Below are 17,448 nucleotides of genomic sequence, written 5' to 3' on the forward strand. Positions count from 1 at the left end.
TAGGTTAGCGGATCGCGCCATATTCACGACTGATCTCTTTGGCGGCTTTGATCACCATAGCGCCGAGTTCAGTCACCCGATCGTCGGTGATCCGTGAAAGTGGCCCTGAAATAGAGATGGCAGCAAATGCCTCTTTGTGTTCATCATAAATACATGCGCCAATGCACCTGAGTCCTAAAGCGTGCTCCTCATCATCATAAGAGAACCCTTGCTTTTTCGCTTGTTGCAGGTTTTCTTTAAGGGCAGATGGCGTCGTTAAAGTATAAGGTGTATAGGCGTGAAGCCCTTTTTTACTCAATAGTGGAATGAGTTGTTCTTCCGGTAAGTTGGCGATAAATGCTTTACCTGCACCGGAAGCATGCAGAGGAAGTTTCCCACCGATAGGGGCAGACATGCGCATTAAAGCATTACATTGCACTTGGTCGACAATGACTGCGTCGAATTCACTATGGTCAAGAATAGCAAGGTTGACGGTCTCACCGGACTCTTCCATTAAACGACGTAAAATAGGGTGAACTAAGGCTAGTAGGTTACGACTTTCAAGGAAGCTGCTCCCAATAATAAACGCATTAGAAGCAATCACCCATAAGCCGAGATCGCCAGTCTGACGGACAAAACCGTGTTGTTCGAGTGTCATGAGCAAACGGTGGGTTGTGGAGTTAGGTAGACCCGCTTGTAGAGCAAGGTCGGTCAACGCAATCCCTCCCGTTGATTCAGAAATATATTCCAAAAGGGTTAGCCCACGACTTAATGACTGGACTTGACCTGCCGCAGGTGCTCCACTTGCCGGCCCCTTTGCCTTTTTTATTTTTTTACTGATTGATGCAGTCGCCATTAAGTCTCTCCTGACTGGAATGAATTTTTGTTTCTATTATGGATGATTTCACCTCAAAATACTCATCGGATCAGTGAAAAATTAGATCTTATGCAACCTGAGAAACTCTCATCATGAGGTGGAATTCTCAACGTAAAAATTATGATAGGATGAATGTGGCACTAATTTAACTTATGACTTTGGTTGTTGTTTTTTAGGAGGCAGGGAAAGTGGTTTATAAAATCAGTATGTTAGAACAAGAATTACAAAAAAGGATCTTAGTACTGGATGGCGCAATGGGGACGATGATCCAGCGCCATAAGCTAACCGAAGAACAATTCCGTGGTGAACGCTTTGCGGATTGGCCTTGTGACCTCAAAGGAAACAACGACCTCCTTGTTTTGACTCAGCCTGAAATTATCCGCGATATTCATGATCAATACTTTGCGGCTGGGGCAGATATTGTTGAGACAAACACATTTAACTCAACAACGATTGCGATGGCAGACTACAAAATGGAATCGTTGTCTGCCGAAATAAATGAAGCCGCTGCACGTATCGCCCGTGAATGTGCCGATGAGTGGACACGTAAAACACCGGAACAGCCACGCTATGTTGCTGGTGTGTTGGGACCGACTAACCGCACAGCCTCGATCTCCCCTGATGTTAACGACCCCGCATTTCGGAATATCAATTTTGATCAATTAGTTGAAGCCTATCGTGAATCAACGCGCGCTTTGATCAAAGGGGGTGTCGATCTGATCATGATCGAAACAATTTTTGATACGTTAAATGCAAAAGCGGCGATCTTTGCGGTTGAAACAGAATTTGAAGCCTTGGGAGTGACTCTGCCGGTTATGATTTCAGGGACGATCACCGACGCGTCTGGGCGTACCCTATCGGGGCAAACTACCGAAGCTTTCTATAACTCATTGCGTCATGCTAGACCTTTATCCTTTGGTCTCAACTGTGCTTTAGGGCCAAATGAATTGCGCCAATATGTGTCTGAACTATCGCGTATTGCGGAGTGCTATGTCAGTGCACACCCTAACGCAGGCTTACCCAATGCTTTTGGCGAATATGATCTCGATGCACAAAATATGGCGGAACAAATTCGTGAATGGGCACAAGCAGGCTTTTTGAATATTGTCGGGGGATGTTGTGGTACGACACCTTTGCACATCAAAAAAATTGTTGAAGCCGTTAAAGGAATTGCGCCGCGCGCCTTACCAAAGTTACCTGTAGAGTGCCGTTTATCAGGGCTAGAACCACTTAATATTGGCAAAGACTCGTTATTTGTTAACGTCGGCGAACGTACGAATGTGACGGGATCGGCGAAGTTTAAACGTCTCATTAAGGAAGGAAACTACCAAGAGGCATTAGATATTGCTCGCCAGCAAGTGGAAAACGGCGCACAGATTATCGATATCAACATGGATGAAGGGATGTTGGATTCGGAAGCGGCGATGGTGCGTTTTCTTAATTTAATTGCTGGCGAACCTGATATTGCCCGTGTTCCCATTATGATCGACTCTTCAAAATGGGATGTTATCGAAAAAGGGCTGAAATGCATTCAAGGCAAAGGCATTGTGAACTCAATTTCGATGAAGGAGGGGGAAAGTGCCTTTATCGAACATGCCAAATTGGTGCGTAAATATGGTGCCGCAGTCATTGTGATGGCATTTGATGAGGTAGGCCAAGCCGACACCCGTGAACGAAAAATCGAAATTTGTCGTCGTGCCTATCACGTATTGACTGACACGGTTGGTTTCCCTCCAGAAGATATTATTTTTGATCCAAATATTTTTGCCGTCGCGACAGGTATTGAAGAACATAATAACTATGCTGTCGATTTTATTGAAGTTTGTCAGGATATTAAGCAGCAGCTTCCACATGCGATGATCTCTGGTGGTGTCTCTAACGTGTCGTTTTCATTCAGAGGCAATGATCCCGTTCGTGAAGCGATCCATGCTGTGTTCCTCTATTATGCTATCCGTAATGGCATGGATATGGGGATCGTCAATGCGGGGCAGTTAGCTATCTATGATGATCTGCCTAAAGAGTTAAAAGATGCGGTCGAAGATGTGATCTTAAACCGCCGTGAGGATAGCACTGAACGCCTGTTGGAATTAGCGGAAAAATATCGTGCATCAGGCAGTGAGGAGCAGCAAGTTCAACAGGCTGAATGGCGCTCTTGGGCTGTCGAAAAGCGTTTAGAATATGCGTTAGTTAAAGGGATCACCGAATTTATCATCCCAGATACGGAGGAGGCGCGCCAACTCGCAGCAAGCCCTATTGAAGTGATTGAAGGGCCATTGATGAATGGGATGAATGTCGTGGGTGACTTGTTTGGTGAAGGGAAAATGTTTTTACCACAGGTTGTTAAATCCGCTCGAGTGATGAAACAAGCAGTTGCCTACTTAGAACCTTATATTCAGGCACTTAAACAATCAGGTAGCAGCGCGGGTAAAATTTTATTAGCGACCGTTAAAGGTGATGTTCACGATATAGGTAAAAATATTGTCGGCGTCGTTTTACAGTGTAATAACTATGAGATTGTTGACTTGGGCGTGATGGTACCTTGTGAAACCATCTTAAAAACAGCCCGTGAGCAGAATGTTGATGTTATTGGCCTTTCTGGGTTAATTACGCCTTCGTTGGATGAGATGGTCCATGTGGCTAAAGAGATGGAGCGCCAAGGCTTTACAATCCCTTTGATGATTGGGGGAGCGACAACATCAAAAGCTCACACGGCAGTAAAAATAGAACCCAATTACAGCCACTCAGTGACATATGTACAAAATGCATCGCGCACTGTAGGCGTGGTTTCCGCGCTACTTTCCGCAACACAAAAAGCGGAGTTCGTTGCTCGAACTCGCCGTGAATATGAAATCGTTCGTGAGCAACATGGACGTAAAAAACCCAAAACCCCACCAGTCTCCCTTGAAGTTGCTCGCGCTAACTCAGTGAAAATTGATTGGCAAAATTACCAGCCTCCAGTGCCACGTTTCCTTGGTGTGAAAGAGGTCAAAGCATCGATTGAGACATTACGTCATTATATTGATTGGACGCCTTTCTTTATGACATGGTCGCTCGCGGGGAAATATCCACGCATCCTAGAAGATGAGGTGGTCGGTGAAGAGGCGCGTAAATTACTAAAAGACGCGAACAACATGCTAGATCAACTCGCGAAGGATAATGCCCTGACGCCAAGAGGCATATTTGGTCTATATCCTGCAAACAGTGTAGGGGATGATATTGAAATATATCGTTCCTCGGCTCGTGATAGTGCAGATGTTATCGCTCTCAACCTACGTCAACAAACAGAGAAGAAAGAGTTTCCTAACTACTGTTTATCTGACTTTGTCGCCCCTAAAGCCAGTGGAAAAGCGGATTATATTGGTGCTTTTGCGGTTACGGGGGGGTTAGAAGAAGATGCCCTTGCAGATGGATATGAACAGCAACATGATGACTATAATAAAATTATGTTGAAGGCGTTAGCTGATAGGCTTGCGGAGGCATTTGCGGAATACTTGCACCAGCAGGTGAGAAAAGAGTATTGGGGTTATGCCCCTGACGAGGATTTGCCGAATGATGAGCTGATCCGTGAAAAATATCAGGGGATCCGACCGGCGCCGGGGTATCCAGCTTGCCCTGAACATACCGAAAAAGCCAAAATTTGGCAGTTATTAGATGTGGAAAATCAAATCGGTATGCAATTAACCAGTTCTTATGCAATGTGGCCTGGAGCGTCGGTTTCAGGTTGGTATTTCAGCCACCCTGAAAGTAAATATTTTGCCGTCGCTCAGGTGCAGCGGGATCAGGTCGAGGACTATGCAAAACGTAAGGGAATGTCAGTCAGTGAACTTGAAAGATGGCTCGCACCAAATTTAGGCTATGACCCAGAGGATTGAATTTCCGGAGGATCGGCACCATCTTATCAGTAAGACACTTAAAGAGGCTGAATGATGAGCTACGAATTTATTATTGAAGATAGGCTGCCGAACACGGCAGTTTATCCTTATAAAATCCAAAACAGTGCGGCACCTGAGACATTTTTCATGAGTGAAGATCTGGTGAGCGCCATGATGAGTATTTTGCAAATCATGGATAAGCTTGATACCGATGAGATGTTAGATGACCACTGTTTCAATCAAATTTGGCTAAAAAGTGAATTGACACCGGCTCGTGCGGAGGAGATTTATCTTTATTTAGAAGATGCACAAATGGTTGAGCCTGTTCCTTCACAAGAAGAAATTGACGCATTCCACCAAGCACAACGCGATGAAGATAAATTATTATCGAAAGAAAGCTCGAAAGAGGGAATGATCCCTGTGCATAAGTTTGCCACCAATGACGGTTGGTTGGTCACCATGAAAGAGTGTGGTTGGATAGCTGAAGTTTTCTCCCCTGAATTAATCGGGGAAAACCAATTTGTTGTGTCACAAATAGCGAACCTATGTAAGGTCAGCCATGAAATGCTGGAATCCATGCTAGTGGAATGGGGGAAATTTAATTTATTCGCGAGCAAACATGGCGGTTATCGAGTCAACTAATCCCCTTTAGGTGGTGAACGGTTTTTCACCACCTAAAATATGCCTAAATATTCTATTATTCGTTGCTGATTTTAGGAGCTGAACGCTTATGCTTTTCCATGAGGAGTGTTATGTTATAAGCATAATGCTGGCGAATGGATTGATTGAATGAATTTACGACCCTTAATATTTTTGCTTTGTTTAGGCAGTGCTGCTTTTGTGCAGGCTAATTCCAAGGAAACATTATCGGTACAAGGAAAACAGCAACCGCCAGCTTCTCTTGCCACACCCCCTGAAAACCTTCCTGTCGAGTTTACTCATAAATTAAAAGAAGCTGAGTCTGGTGATATTGATGCCATGCTCAGTATTGGCCTTGTTTATATGGATGGTACTGATTATTTATCTCCTGATGCAGATAAGGCTTTCATTTGGTTTAAAAAAGTCTCTGATCGCGGCAGTGCCGATGGTGACTATTATTTAGGGCTTTTAGCACAACAGCAGCAAAAATATGCAGAGGCAGTGCGCTGGTATCGGAAAGGTGCAGAAAAGGGTGACCCTGATTGCCAATATAGTTTAGGTTTTTTGTATGAGCGTGGCTTAGGCTTGGAGCAAGATTATAAACAAGCTAAAGCATGGTATATGAAGTCCGCCGAACAAGGGGGCGCGTATAGCCAATTGGCGTTAGGCATGTTTTATTACGATGGCTTAGACGGTGAGGTTGATTATCAAAAAGCCAAAATGTGGTATGAAAAGAGTGCACAGCAGGGAGTGGCTGCGGCAGTCAATAACTTAGCTGTCTTATATGAAAAGGGTGAAGGCGTTCAGCAGGACGAGGAAAAAGCCATTGATTTGTATCGACAAGCAGCAAATATGGGTTCAGCAATTGCCCAAATGAATATGGGGGATCTCTATTATGAAGGCCACCGTTTGATTGAAAAGAACCCGTATCAAGCGATGTATTGGTATAAGCGTGCTGCATCACAGGGGTATACAGATGCACTGTTTGTGATGGGGCGGGGCTATGAAGAGGGTGATGGTGTAGGCAAAGATCTTGGCAGTGCCTTTGAGTGGTATTTGCTAGGCGCCAATAATGGTTCTGTTCCTGCTGCAATGAAAGTCGCGGAGTTTTACGAAAAAGGGTTAGGCGGTGTCAAAGCCAATCATGGAAAAGCCATTGAATGGTATATGAGCATGGCCGAGGATGATATTGTCGAAGCACAAACAAAACTCGCTGAATTGTATATTGCAGGGCAACTCCCTGAGATAGATATTCAAAAAGTGGTGAGTTGGCTACAAGCCTCAGAGCAGGATGATATCCAATCAAAAAATCAATTGGCCATTTTTTACTTAACGGGAAATGGGGTAAAACAAGATGCGCGAAGAGCGCGGGAATTATGGCAACAATCCGCGTTTCAAGGCCTCAGCGATGCACAAAATAACCTTGCCGTCATGTATGCCAAGGGTCTTGGTGGCGATAAAAATATCTTTCGAGCCATCATGTGGTTTGAGCGGGCGAGTCAGCAGGATGATAAAACAGCACAAAAAAATTTAAGGTTGTTAAAAGAGAATGCAGCGGTGACAGCAGCGATGTTGGAGTACACGGCAAATGTACAAAAGGCGATGGCTAAGATAAAGGGGGGTGATGAATGATAGCTGAATTGATGGTCGCATATGTACTCGCGGCAACATTGCTAACAATAACACCGGGTATTGATACCGCACTAATTTTAAGAACATCAACGGTTCAGGGAACACGAACGGCCTTTACCGCCGCGGCAGGAATTGGGTTAGGGTGTTTGGCGTGGGGGGCTATGGTAGCCTTTGGTTTAGGCGCACTGATTGCCGCCTCTGAACTCGCTTACTCTATTTTAAAATGGTGTGGTGCTGCCTATTTGTGTTGGCTTGGTGTTCAAATGCTATTGAAACCGAGAAACCATTTTTCAGGTGATAACGCGACATCCACCAAGCAACAAAATTGGTTTATGCGAGGCTTTTTGGGCAATTTACTTAACCCAAAAGTAGGTATTTTCTATGTCTCATTTTTACCGCAATTTATCCCTGCCGGAAAAGATGTAGTGATGTGGACATTTTTGCTGGTGGGGATCCATGTCATTTTAGGGATTATTTGGAGTGGCTTGTTGATTGGTGCTACCCGCCCCCTATCGACATTATTTAAAAAACCGGCGGTAATTCGCTGGATGGACAGAACAACAGGGCTAATTTTTATTATGTTCGCGGCTAAATTAGCTTTCTCTCGCCGATAAAGTCAAAGGCGCCCTTTATCTAAGAGCGCCTGTCTTCTCAGGAAAGTGAGCCGTTATTCAAATAGATTTGAATGCAGAGTGCGCACTATCTCTTCCGCGTCATTACCTGGTACCAGTAGGCAGATATTATGGCTGCTGGCACCGTAGCTGATCATTCGGATATTGAAGGATTCTAGCGCCCCAAAAATTTGTTTGCCGAGGCCATTTACTTGCGACAGTTCGTTCCCAATGATGGCCACTAGCGCTAAATTTTCTTCTACTTCTACGCGGCATAGCGCTGATAGCTCTGTCATCAGTGCGTTGGTGAGTAAGCTACCATTTGTACCCGTAGAGCCAGTGGTGTCTAATGTGAGGGCTACGCTCACCTCGGATGTGGTGATCAAGTCAACGGAAATATTGTGACGTAATAAAATCGTGAATATTTCAGCCAAGAAGCCTCGAGCATGCAGCATTTTTAGGCTATGTAACGTGAGCAGTGTTTGTTTACGGCGCAGTGCTAACGCTCTAAATTGAGGGGCATTCGCGGTTTTATCACACACTAAGGTTCCGCCAGCTTGTGGCTCTTTACTGGAGCCAACAAAAACAGGGATCCCAGCACGTACCGCAGGTAATAGCGTTGCTGGATGCAATATTTTAGCGCCAAACGTTGCCATTTCTGCGGCTTCGTCAAAAGCAATTTCATCGATACGCTGTGCTGCGGGTACGACGCGTGGATCTGTCGTGTAAATACCAGGAACGTCTGTCCAGATATCAACACGTGCTAAATTGAGAACTTCAGCCAATAATGCCGCGGTATAATCGCTACCGCCACGGCCAAGTGTTGTTGTGCGTCCTTTGCTATCTTGCCCAATAAAACCTTGTGTAATGACTAAAGAACCCTGTAGGCGAGGGAGCAAGTGTTGTTGGGCCGACTCTTTTAATTGCAAAAGGTCGGGTTCAGCGCGACCAAAGTTTGCATTTGTTTTCATTACTTTGCGCACATCAAACCATTGTGAGTTAGCCCCACGCTGGCGGAGGACTTCAACAAACAGCAAAGTCGACATAAGTTCACCGTGACTCACCATTTCATCGGTGAGCGCATCGGAAGTTGCCAGAGAAGCGGAATCTGCCAAATGAGCAATATTATCTAATAAACGATTAATCTCTTCGCGAATTACTTCCGCATGTTGTAAATGATCAATAATCGCATATTGGATCTCTTTAACTTTTTGCAGTAGCTGATTACGTTTGTCGGCATCGCAACCTTCGGCAAGCTCTATCAACAAATTAGTGATACCCGCAGAAGCAGAAAGTACCACTACGCGGACATTATTGTTCGAAAGAACAACGTCTGCACTTTTGTTCATGGCTTCAAAATTAGCGACACTTGTCCCCCCAAATTTGGCGATAACGTACGGATTATTTTCTGGCAAAGAGGCTACTGCATTCATGGTATCAATCCCTTTTGGCAATCTATTTTTTATATAGAAATATCGGGTTAGGCCGATGCCGTCAATGAAGAATCGATGCAAATCAGTAATTCTAATGATGACTAATTTATTATCGCTTTTCCCGATGGCTGTAATAAGCTCTGGAAAAATTGCAAAAAATTGCCCAATATCATAAGGATTGCAAGAACGCAGGAAAGTGATAGGTCAAGATGACTCGGCGAGTTACAATTATTTTTATTTCAAATATTTTGGAGAGTGTTATCCATGAATAGTATTAATCCAAGCCAAACGGCAGCATGGCGGGCGCTAGAGCAACATTTTGCGCAAATGAAAGATACCCATATGCGCGACCTGTTCAAACAAGACAATGATCGCTTTACCAAATTTTCCGCGACATTTGACGACCAAATTTTGGTGGACTACTCCAAAAACCGAATTACTCAAGAAACATTGGATAAATTATTCGCATTAGCTGAAGAGACTCAGCTAAAAAGCGCAATGAATAGTATGTTCAGTGGTGAAAAAATTAACCGTACCGAAGATCGTGCTGTATTGCATATCGCACTACGTAACCGTGACAATACACCGATTTATGTTGATGGCAAAGATGTGATGCCAGATGTCAACGCGGTCTTAGAAAAGATGCATCAATTTAGTGAGCGCATTATTAATGGCGAGTGGAAAGGGTATACTGGCAAGGCTATCACGGATGTGGTGAATATCGGTATCGGTGGCTCAGATCTTGGTCCATTTATGGTCACCGAAGCGCTACGCCCTTATAAAAATCACTTAAATATGTACTTTGTTTCTAACGTTGATGGCACGCAGATAGCGGAAACGTTGAAAGTTTTAAATCCAGAAACAACTCTGTTTTTAATCGCATCAAAAACCTTCACGACGCAAGAAACCATGACGAATGCGCATTCAGCGCGTGATTGGTTGCTCGCACAAGCGAAAGATGAACAGCATATCGCAAAACATTTCGTGGCACTGTCAACCAATAGTGAGCAAGTCGCGAAGTTCGGTATTGATACGGCAAATATGTTTGAGTTTTGGGATTGGGTTGGTGGCCGTTATTCATTATGGTCAGCGATTGGCCTATCCATTATCTTGTCTGTGGGTTATGACAATTTTGTTCAGCTCCTCGAAGGGGCTCATGCAATGGATAAGCACTTTACCCAAACGGCTTTTGAAAAGAATATTCCTGTTCTCCTTGGCTTAATTGGCATTTGGTATAACAACTTTTTTGAGTCGGAAACTGAAGCGATTCTGCCATATGATCAATATATGCACCGTTTTGCCGCTTATTTCCAACAAGGAAATATGGAGTCAAATGGTAAGTATATTGACCGTAATGGCAACAAAGTTTCTTATCAAACGGGGCCAATTATTTGGGGTGAACCGGGCACAAACGGCCAACATGCCTTTTATCAATTGATCCATCAAGGAACTAAAATGATCCCTTGTGATTTTATTGCGCCAGCAGTAACGCATAATCCACTCGGTGATCATCACGATAAATTACTGTCGAATTTCTTTGCTCAAACGGAAGCGTTGGCATTTGGTAAGACGCGTGAAGTTGTTGATGCGGAATTTGCGGCTCAAGGTAAAAACCCTGCGGATATGGAGTATGTTGCTCCTTATAAAGTGTTTGAAGGTAACCGCCCAACAAACTCAATCTTGCTTAAAGAGATCACACCTTATTCATTAGGTGCACTCATTGCGATGTATGAACATAAGATCTTCACGCAAGGGGCAATTCTGAATATTTTCACCTTTGACCAATGGGGTGTAGAGCTTGGGAAGCAATTGGCGAGCCGAATTTTGCCTGAGTTAGAAAGTAAAGACGAAATCAGCAGCCATGATAGCTCAACTAATGGGCTAATTAATCGTTATAAAGCTTGGCGTTGATAAGCGTCATAGCTACCTTTCACAGCCTGCCATAATGGCAGGCTGTCGCTATTTAATCATTTCTACTTGATCATTTTGTGTGTATGACTCATTAGCGTTAAAAATTATTTTAAGAAAATTTTACAATTCATGTGGGATTTGTGATTTTTTAACTAATTTGTTAGCTAACTTTAACCTTATCGCAAGGCAACGTGATATCCTTCATGCTAAGAACCAATATGATACAAAACCACACAGTATAGTGGTGGAATGATGAGTAATGGATGAAACGCTTTTTATCTCTCACCCGATAACATGGCTATCAGAAGATGATGACCTTGTTCCTGAAAATGTTTTAGATTGGCTACATGAACTAGGGTCGATGACAAAACGCTTAGAGCAGCATTGCCAACGTGTCACGGTTGTTCCTTATACGCAACGTTATGTGACTCAAGAGGCATTGAGCGAAGAAGAAGCGGCGTGTTTACCTGTCAGTGAATATTATTGGTTACGTGAAGTCATTATGTATGGTGATAATATTCCATGGTTACTTGGACGAACGTTAATTCCACAGGAGACATTGACTGGTGAAGACCGGAAACTTATTGATATCGGTGCTGTACCGTTAGGGCGTTATCTCTTTAGCCATGATAATCTTTCCCGTGATTATATTCATATAGGGCAGCAAAATTTGCGATGGATCCGCCGCTCTCTATTAAGATTATCTGAAAAACCTTTATTATTAACCGAACTGTTTTTACCTGAATCACCTGCATATAAAAGATAAAAAATAAAAGGAGCACAACAAATGGAGGGAAGTATGGCGCTAAGTAAATGGCATGCCTACAGCCGTTTGATGCGTATTGATAGGCCGATAGGGTCGCTATTATTGTTATGGCCAACCTATTGGGCGTTGTGGATTGCCGCTCAAAGTATACCGAGTTTACATATTCTTATTGTCTTTACGGCGGGCGTTTTCTTGATGCGTGCAGCCGGATGCGTGATTAACGATTTCGCAGACCGTCACTTTGATGGCCATGTTGAGCGAACGAAACACCGCCCATTACCCAGTGGTGATGTGACAGAAAAAGAAGCAAAAATTTTATTCGCTAGCCTCGTTGGTCTCTCATTTTTATTAGTACTGACGCTAAATTCAATGACTATCTGGCTATCTGTTGCCGGATTAGCTTTGGCGTGGATTTATCCTTTTGTTAAGCGAGTCAGCCACTTACCTCAAGTTGTTTTAGGTGCCGCATTTGGTTGGTCTATCCCGATGGGCTTCTCTGCTGTCAGTGAATCGTTACCATTGGTGTGCTGGGTACTGTTTTTGGTCAATATCTTGTGGTCCGTGATTTATGATACCCAGTATGCGATGGTTGACCGCAATGATGATTTAAAAATCGGCGTTAAATCAACAGCGATACTGTTTGGCCAATATGACAAGCTGATTATTGGTATTTTACAGATCGTGATGATTGTTTTATTGGTGTTAGTGGGTTCATTGGCTGATTTAGGAGCGGTGTACTATATCGCACTATCACTATCGGCATTGCTGTTTATTTACCAACAAAAATTAATGGTAGATAGGGAACGAGCACCGTGTTTTAAAGCCTTTTTAAATAATAACTATGTTGGATTGATCTTATTTATTGGGATTTTCTTAAGTTACTTGTAAACCATTTGTGGAATAGTAAAGGGGTAATGTGAAGCACATTACCCCTTTTACGTACTGACGACCCTACGTTTTTAACGTGGGATTTTGTTTATAAGGGGGAACATGAATTGCATTCCCCCTTTTGGTTTCTTTAGACTTAAAAGTTAGTCTTCTTTTGATTTTTCTGTCTCAGTAGCGCGCTCCTCTGGTTGACTCACGCTCTCGATAGTCAAACGAATTTCTGGCGACATTAAACGCGAAATAACCGCATAGAGTTTTTTCGCATTGGCCGTGAAAATATCGTTTTCATCATTATCAATGTAGCCTTCTTCCCGTAGCGTTTCGACTAAGATTGAAAAGACCGCTTTATCGAAGAATTCAGGAGCGTTAATACCGTGCAGCACAGAAAGACGCTGAGCTAGCATGCGGCTCTCCTTTTCTAATGTATTACGGCTAATTTCTGGACTCGCATTGAGTAAAGAAAGCGTAATCGCATAGCGCTGTAAGGTTTCGCGAACACCTGCTGCGAGCAACTGTAATGGGCGTATACGACGTGGGTTAAGAATGACAATATCGTCTTCTTTTAAGCACACTAATTTCTGGTTATTTAGCTCATCAATTAAGGTATCAACGACTTCAACCAAAGAGCCACTATCAAAACGCATAAACAGTTCAGCTTTGAGGAAGGGGTAAATTTGCCCTACTTGATAGTGGATATCTTGGCGGCTAATACTTTCATGATGGAGCACAATGCTCGAGATCAGTGATGGCAACACCAATAAGTGATGAATGTTATTACGATAATAAGTCATGAGGACGGCATTCTCACGAGGAAGAATGATAATGTCTCCCATACTATCTTTTTCGACTTCAAACTTATCCATCTGCAAAGCATGTTCTAACAATTGCTCCGCTGTTTTATTTGGTGTTGTTGCATCAGCCGTATAAGGAACATTACGCAATAACTGTAGGTAACAATCGACTTGCTCAATAAGTTGCTCACGCGTCAATGAACGTTGGCGCGACGCAAGTAATGCTGTTGAGCACAGGTTAATAGCGTTAGCTGCCGCAGCATTATTAATATTGACCATAATGTGATCTGCTAGCCCACTGACGATTGGGTTTAACCAACTCGGGCGCTGAGGTTCGATAGGGTCAATCGAGTCGCGCCAATCAGGTACACGCTTTGTGAGATATTGAGAGAGTGAAATAGGCTGACCAAAATTCACATAGCCTTGGCCTAAGTTACGTAATTTACGTAGGCCGCGAACCATCGAAAAGAAGCCTTCTTTCTCTTTTTCAGCACCACGTAGCTCTTTGGCATAGGTTCCCACTTCCAGAACATTTTCATAGCCAATATAAACGGGCACGATCGTAATAGGACGAGAGTCGCCACGTAGCATCGCTTGTAGCGTCATCGACAAGGTACCTGTTTTTGGCTGAAGTAAACGGCCTGTACGGGAGCGGCCACCTTCAACAAAATATTCAATAGAGTAACCCCGCGCAAATAATTCACTGAGGTACTCACGGAATACGGTTGAATAGAGTTTATTACCTTTAAAGGTTCGACGAATAAAGAAAGCGCCGAGGTGACGGAAAATAGGCCCCGCTGGCCAGAAATTCAAGTTGATACCTGCCGCGATATGAGGAGGAACTAAGCCTTGATGATATAAAACGTATGACAGCAGCAAGTAATCCATGTGGCTGCGATGAGAAGGCACATAAACGATTTCATGACCATCTTGCGCCAATTGGCGAACCCGCTCGGCATGCTGAACGTTGATCCCTTGATATAAGCGGTTCCAAGTCCAACTTAACACTCGGTCAGTAAGACGTATCGCTTCATAAGAGAAGTTAGCGGCAATTTCTTCCATCATATTGACGGCATTTTGCTGAGCTTTCTTCAGTGGAATTTTTTTGCTACGGGCTTCGTCTTCAACCGCCTTTTCAATGGCTTTTGAGGTTAGCAGCTTATTGAATAGCTCTTGGCGAACAGGCAATTTAGGGCCAACAGCAGCAAGGCGTTGGCGTGAATAGTGAATACGCGCGACCCGTGCAAGTTTATTCGCAATAATAGTATCTGTGCCATGTTCTTGCGCCATCAAGCCCATCGACACTGGAGGGGAAAAGCGAACAAAGCTATCTCGCCCAAGCCAGATTATGGCAAAGAACTTTTGAATACCGTTAAGTAAACGCAATGGCGGCGCCGGTGTATGCCCTTCACGCCCAGGAGAGCGACCGAACATGACAGAAGCCGGTAGCATTTGGATATCAAGATTCGGATTACTACGATGCAAATCTAAGTAGGCATGGAATACCTTCACCGATTCTTTACGTGGATTAGGAGAATAATAACGAAATACTCTAGGGCCATCATCAATAAAGACGTAAGCCGGTAATTTAGTGCCATTAATGTCATTATCGACCAAAGGATCAGGTAGGCCGATAGATAAGCATTGGTGACGTAATGTTAAAAGGTCAGATTTAGAATGATATGGCAGCACATATAATGTGGGCCGACTGGTGTCCAATTCAAGTTCTGAAATAGGGTCCGTTGGAACGAGTTTGCTCTTTACCAGTAATTTAAGTGGTAAATTCAACGTGTTGTAATATATTTTACGCCATAGTGACATAAATGATTATAGCCTCTTGTTAACAATGCTTCGCAAGCATACCAGAAATCAACTGGCAAATCTGTTACTGACAATTAACTTTGACCGCAAAAAATGATTATTGTTTTGTAATTTTGAGGAATAAATATGGCAAACCAAACTAAGGGATTTACGCGTGTAATTAAGGCTGCGGGTTACTCCCTTAAAGGGTTGAAAGCAGCTTGGGTCAATGAGGCTGCATTTCGGCAAGAATCCGTTGCGGCAATACTTGCTGTCATTATCGCGTTGTGGCTGGATGTTAGCTATATCGACCGATTATTATTGATTAGCTCTGTTGTACTGGTCGCTATCGTAGAATTAATTAACAGTGCAATAGAGGCGGTCGTGGATCGTGTAGGAAGTGAATATCATGAGTTGTCTGGACGAGCGAAAGATATTGGCTCGGCGGCTGTGTTTATCACGATTGGGTTAGCTTTAGTTATTTGGGCGACGATATTGTGGCAGCATTATTTCGTTGGCTAGTCAGAAATTATCGAAAACAGAGCGATTATCGGTGAGATTACTGGCAAATATGGCATTCGAGTGATTTAAGTGTTTCAAATCTTCATTTACCTGTATATACTCACAGTCTGACTGTATAAACAAACAGGGGAACGAAATGAAAGCACTGACCGCTAGACAACAGCAAGTTTATGATCTGGTGCGCGATCACATTTCTCAGACGGGTATGCCACCTACACGTGCTGAAATAGCAGCAAGCCTTGGTTTTCGTTCGCCTAATGCGGCAGAAGAGCATCTTAAGGCCTTAGCTCGTAAAGGGGTGATAGAGATTGTTTCAGGGGCTTCTCGTGGTATCCGTTTACTGCTTGAAGAAGAAAATGATCCTGAAATTCAGGGGCTACCTTTAATTGGGCGTGTCGCTGCCGGCGAACCTTTATTAGCGCAAGAGCATATTGAAAGTCATTATCAGGTTGATCCTGAGCTATTCAAACCACATGCTGACTTTTTATTGCGTGTTAATGGGATGTCGATGAAAGATATCGGGATTATGGATGGTGACCTGTTAGCTGTTCATAAAACACAAGATGTCCGTAATGGGCAAGTGGTTGTGGCGCGTATTGAAGATGAGGTTACGGTAAAACGCTTTAAGCAACAAGGTAACCGCGTTGAGTTAATCGCCGAAAACCCAGAGTTTGCACCTATTATTGTCGATTTACGTCAACAAAATTTCACTATTGAAGGATTAGCGGTAGGTGTGATTCGCAATGGTGATTGGTGTTAATATTGGTCTTATAACCACCCTTCAAAATATTGCTGGCAGATTTTACTGTTTTCTAATATCAACCTAGGTTTGTCACTAGGTTATTAAATTAGATAAAAAGTCTGCCACTCTATTTAAGTGCTCCCTCAGCAAGTACCTACTATCAGCAGTAATTCTACGCCACTTCTTATTTCTTCTTTGTGATAACCGGTTGCTCATGGTTGTGTTCACAATGTTCATGATCCTGGCAAGTGCTGAGTTCGTAACATTCATGACATAATCCATGATTTTCTACCACAGTGTGTCTCAGGTGAAATTGGTGGCTGTTTGCAAGAGACATAATTGCTGTTTCAATTGTTGTGCAATCACTCTCTGTGACACTTCCGCAATGATCACAAATCAACATTACTGAGATATGACTCGGGTTATCGAAATGGTGACAGATAACATAACTATTTGTTGATTCTATTTTATGAATAAACCCTTGCTCTATTAAGAACTCTAAGCCTCTATAAATCGTTGGTGGTTTTGCTTGAGGCTCTACCTCTCTTAATAAATCTAATAAGTCATAAGCACTGATTGCGCCATGTTGCTGTGCAATCAGGCGTAAAACAGTTTCTCTTTGCGGTGTGAGCCGAACGCCTCTTGATTGGCAAATTTTTTCGGCCATCACTAGCAGTTTATCTTCACTCATTTTTTTCATGGTAATTGACCTTACATCAAAACTGAAAATTGCTGTTGTAAACAAGTTTACCATAACTTCATTGCAGATAGAGATGGAAATAAGAAGAGAGCAAAAGGGCTAACATAGAGAAAAATAGTTATTTATCAAAAACAAGAATGAAAATTTTAATCCGCAATATCGGACAAAAATAGAGTCATATTACATTTTAAATGTATCGCTTGAGGTTAATTGTCATAACACAGTTTGGGCGTTTTTCTTAACCGTCAGTAATTGTGAGGCTTTAGGCTAGGCTTTTCTGTTAGA

Annotated in this window: 13 protein-coding genes; 9 read left to right on the top strand and 4 right to left on the bottom strand. The window is 43.1% G+C overall.

The features are described 5' to 3' along the window. Window positions 1-4: 4 nt before the first annotated feature. Window positions 5-835 carry a glyoxylate bypass operon transcriptional repressor IclR gene (gene iclR / locus M1E93_RS01630; RefSeq protein ID WP_004925895.1) on the bottom strand — a complete coding sequence of 277 codons (831 nt, stop codon included), beginning with the start codon at window positions 833-835 and terminating at the stop codon, window positions 5-7. Window positions 836-1,062: 227 nt separating this feature from the next. On the opposite strand from iclR, the gene metH reads away from it, so the two are divergent. From metH to M1E93_RS01650, 4 genes are all read left to right on the top strand, one after another. Then, the gene (gene metH / locus M1E93_RS01635; protein WP_426207272.1) at window positions 1,063-4,728 is read left to right on the top strand and encodes a methionine synthase; all 3,666 of its coding nucleotides are present in this window, start codon (window positions 1,063-1,065) and stop codon (window positions 4,726-4,728) included. A gap of 54 nt (window positions 4,729-4,782) precedes the next feature. Then, entirely contained in the window at window positions 4,783-5,370 is a 588-nt protein-coding gene (locus M1E93_RS01640; RefSeq protein ID WP_104873041.1) for a hypothetical protein, read from the top strand. A gap of 147 nt (window positions 5,371-5,517) precedes the next feature. Then, complete coding sequence (locus M1E93_RS01645; protein WP_104873040.1) at window positions 5,518-6,999, top strand: tetratricopeptide repeat protein; 1,482 nt, start codon at window positions 5,518-5,520, stop codon at window positions 6,997-6,999. Then, a complete protein-coding gene (locus M1E93_RS01650) occupies window positions 6,996-7,613 on the top strand; it encodes a LysE family translocator (RefSeq protein WP_060560900.1) in 618 nt (205 codons plus the stop codon). The genes M1E93_RS01645 and M1E93_RS01650 overlap by 4 nt, the downstream gene beginning before the upstream one ends. A gap of 53 nt (window positions 7,614-7,666) precedes the next feature. Here the strand turns inward: M1E93_RS01650 and lysC are convergent, their stop codons facing one another. Further along, window positions 7,667-9,043 carry a lysine-sensitive aspartokinase 3 gene (lysC, locus tag M1E93_RS01655; protein ID WP_004925907.1) on the bottom strand — a complete coding sequence of 459 codons (1,377 nt, stop codon included), beginning with the start codon at window positions 9,041-9,043 and terminating at the stop codon, window positions 7,667-7,669. Between the two features lie 264 nt (window positions 9,044-9,307). Between lysC and pgi the strand changes: the two genes are divergently transcribed. The 3 genes from pgi to ubiA all read left to right on the top strand — a co-directional run bounded on the left by pgi (window position 9,308) and on the right by ubiA (window position 12,608). Then, window positions 9,308-10,954 carry a glucose-6-phosphate isomerase gene (gene pgi / locus M1E93_RS01660; RefSeq protein ID WP_104873039.1) on the top strand — a complete coding sequence of 549 codons (1,647 nt, stop codon included), beginning with the start codon at window positions 9,308-9,310 and terminating at the stop codon, window positions 10,952-10,954. A gap of 259 nt (window positions 10,955-11,213) precedes the next feature. Continuing rightward, the gene (gene ubiC, locus M1E93_RS01665) at window positions 11,214-11,720 is read left to right on the top strand and encodes a chorismate lyase (protein ID WP_004925912.1); all 507 of its coding nucleotides are present in this window, start codon (window positions 11,214-11,216) and stop codon (window positions 11,718-11,720) included. A gap of 33 nt (window positions 11,721-11,753) precedes the next feature. After that, window positions 11,754-12,608, top strand: a complete 855-nt coding sequence (gene ubiA / locus M1E93_RS01670; protein WP_169342289.1) for a 4-hydroxybenzoate octaprenyltransferase — start codon at window positions 11,754-11,756, stop codon at window positions 12,606-12,608. A 143-nt stretch (window positions 12,609-12,751) separates the two neighbouring features. Here ubiA and plsB read toward each other — a convergent pair whose 3' ends face one another. Further along, the gene (plsB, locus tag M1E93_RS01675) at window positions 12,752-15,220 is read right to left on the bottom strand and encodes a glycerol-3-phosphate 1-O-acyltransferase PlsB (protein WP_004925916.1); all 2,469 of its coding nucleotides are present in this window, start codon (window positions 15,218-15,220) and stop codon (window positions 12,752-12,754) included. Between the two features lie 126 nt (window positions 15,221-15,346). On the opposite strand from plsB, the gene M1E93_RS01680 reads away from it, so the two are divergent. Together M1E93_RS01680 and lexA are read left to right on the top strand one after the other, a co-directional pair. After that, the gene (locus M1E93_RS01680) at window positions 15,347-15,721 is read left to right on the top strand and encodes a diacylglycerol kinase (RefSeq protein ID WP_004925918.1); all 375 of its coding nucleotides are present in this window, start codon (window positions 15,347-15,349) and stop codon (window positions 15,719-15,721) included. Window positions 15,722-15,857: 136 nt separating this feature from the next. Further along, the gene (lexA, locus tag M1E93_RS01685; RefSeq protein ID WP_004925920.1) at window positions 15,858-16,481 is read left to right on the top strand and encodes a transcriptional repressor LexA; all 624 of its coding nucleotides are present in this window, start codon (window positions 15,858-15,860) and stop codon (window positions 16,479-16,481) included. Window positions 16,482-16,647: 166 nt separating this feature from the next. Here lexA and zur read toward each other — a convergent pair whose 3' ends face one another. Next, window positions 16,648-17,163, bottom strand: coding sequence for a zinc uptake transcriptional repressor Zur (gene zur, locus M1E93_RS01690; protein ID WP_004925923.1), 516 nt, complete (start codon window positions 17,161-17,163; stop codon window positions 16,648-16,650). Window positions 17,164-17,448: the final 285 nt, after the last annotated feature.

This window comes from Providencia sp. PROV272, from assembly GCF_049901975.1.
GTDB classification, from domain to species: domain Bacteria; phylum Pseudomonadota; class Gammaproteobacteria; order Enterobacterales; family Enterobacteriaceae; genus Providencia; species Providencia stuartii.